Genomic DNA, 2,491 nt, shown 5'->3' with positions numbered 1-2,491 from the left:
GCCATCTGGTACGGCAAGCACAAGCGGGAAGGGCAAAAGCTGGTGGGCAGGCTGCACCTGCAGGAGATCGATCATGCCCTGTTCCCGAAGATCCCCTTCGAGGCCTTCGATACGGTGATGTTCGTCGGCCCCCATATCCTGCGCCAAGGGGTCGCCAAGAACCCTGTGCTCAAGAAGAACGGCGTGGTGGTCTATAACGGCGTGGATGTGGAAGGTCTGCAGTCGGTGCCGCGCAAGCCCACCAATGGCAAGGTGCTGGGCTTTGTGGGCATCGTGCCGCAGCGTAAGCGCTTCGACCTGGCCCTGGATATTCTGCGTGAGCTACGCAAGGAAGACGACGGCTACATTCTGCGGATCAAGGGCAAGCGGCCCGAAGAGTACCCTTGGATGGCTAACCGCCCTGAGGAAATGGCCTGGTACGAGACCCAGTACCGTCGCCTGGAAGAGGACCCGCTGCTGAAAGGAGCAGTAATCTTTGACCCCCACGGCAACGACATGCCCGAGTGGTACGCCGGCATCGATTTTGCGCTTTCTACCAGCGATTTTGAAAGCTTCCACTTCACCATCGCCGATGGCGCTGCATCAGGCTGCACGCCGATCATTCTTCCTTGGGAAGGGGCGGATGAGATCTATCCGAAGGAGTGGGTGTATCCGGATTTCAAGGCAGCGGCTGAGGGCATAAAGAGTGGCTCGGGGGATGAGGCCAGCTTGAAGTCTTTTGCAAAAGACAATTTTGATATTAAAGACGTTATTGGCGCTTTTTTGAAAAATGTAATATCTTTTTGATCAAGATATTGTCTGTACTTTTTTCTGAAAGCTGTTTTTTAATTATTTCTCGGTGGTTGATAAATGGAAGCTCCAGTTGTTTTTTTGGATCATGGGCGCTCTTTTAAGAAGCTGATTTTTAATAAGCCTGCTGTTACTTTGGATGGTGCAAAATATTTTTTCGACGGGTGTGGTGTGCTAGGTGGTAACTTAGTAACTGAGACTGGTGATATTGCTCGTTTAGAGTGCCTCCAGTCGTTGGAGATTGATAGAACTTTCAGGGAGGCTAGTGGGAGCTTCTGCCTTTATATTGAAAGCTCTGATAACATAAGGATTTTTCCAGACCCGCTGGGTGCTTGCCTTGTTTATACCTATGAGTGCGAGGAGTTTGCGGCATTCTCGTCTGATCTGGAAGCTCTGGTAGAGCAGTTAAGGTTGCGCGGGGTTAAAGATGTAGCTCCTGATCCCTTTTATCTGGCCCTCCTTCTGAAAATAGGCAATGGTGCATTCAACTATTCCAGTTTTAGTAGTATAAAAGTGCTTAGCCCAAGGTCTTACATTGTAGTTCATGATGGCGGGTTTGAAGTTAAGGAATATTTTTCCTTGGCGGAGGAGGTTTTGTCAGACACCCCATACTCAGAGTGTAGGGATTTAGCAGTAAACGATATATTCCGAAATCTATCTGCTATAAAAAGATCTGGCCTGGTGGATATAACTAGTCATCTAACGGGAGGTTTTGACTCCAGATTGGTCGCTGCATCTTTATCAAAAATCGGTATAGACAGAGCAGTTAGCTTTTTTTGTTCCGGTCCTGACAGTGCGACAGATAAAGTAATAGCTTATAATATTGGAAAGCAAGAAGGTTGGGTCTTTTCCAGTTCGCATGGATTAGTCGGCGGAGATAAAGATCCTTATAAAAGCCTTGTTATGGGAGTGGATTACACTTCGGGTATGGCTGTTTCATCTCCCGTCAATGGTTCTCACTACAAGTCCCGAGGGAGTCTTATTCTAAGCGGTGGTTACGGAGAATGTTTTCGAAGTTTTTATAGCGAAAAAAGATCTTTGCCAATTGATAGCGTGTGGGCGCATCAGCCGCTTCTTGATGAAGAGTTGAATGAGAAAGTTGATAGTTTGACTGGGGATTATCTAAACAGCTTGTTGGACATGGGGTATTCTTACGATCAAGCTTTAGATGTAATGTATGTCGAGCAACGGAACAGATACTTTGTGGGTAATATAGCCACATTGTTCAGCAGAAAAACCTCTAGATTTGACCCGCTATACTCAATTAATGCAGTGGTTGCTTCTCTAAAGCTTGATCCTGAAAGGAGAAAGGATAACTTCTTAGGCTTCGAGGTTATGTATGAGATGGATAAAGGTCTTCTTGAGTACGAGTTTGATGGTGATAAATTTGGTTCCACTGTGCATGATTTTTACCCTGTTATAGGTAAGAAGACATTCAAGCTCAGCCCTGTTGATGGTGTCTCTTACAAAGCGCCTGATAACTTGGAGTTGCTTTTCCTTGGTGATCATCGCCCTGAAGAAGGTCGAAGTAATAGAACAAAAGAAAAAACTGAATTGGCAAAAAAGCTAAAGGCTCCACCGTGGCAGGTTTATAATTATGACCTTGTCAGGTCAGAGTGCAACAGCATTATGCAGATTTATAAAGAAGAAATCTGTATGCAGGGGTTTAGCTTAGAGTATGCCTCAGAGATATGCTTGATAA

2 protein-coding genes are annotated in these 2,491 nt (G+C 46.0%); both read left to right on the top strand.

The window, feature by feature from the left end:
- Nucleotides 1-786, top strand: a 786-nt coding sequence (locus tag INT22_RS07560; RefSeq protein WP_193067983.1) for a glycosyltransferase, incomplete at its 5' end; no start/stop codon positions are given.
- Between the two features lie 63 nt (nt 787-849).
- Nucleotides 850-2,491, top strand: a 1,642-nt coding sequence (locus INT22_RS07555) for a hypothetical protein (protein ID WP_193067982.1), incomplete at its 3' end; no start/stop codon positions are given.

The organism is Halomonas sp. 3D7M, assembly GCF_014897885.1.
Classification (GTDB): domain Bacteria; phylum Pseudomonadota; class Gammaproteobacteria; order Pseudomonadales; family Halomonadaceae; genus Vreelandella.
Note: the sequence above shows the minus strand (reverse complement) of the source record. Positions and strands in the feature narration are given on the sequence as shown.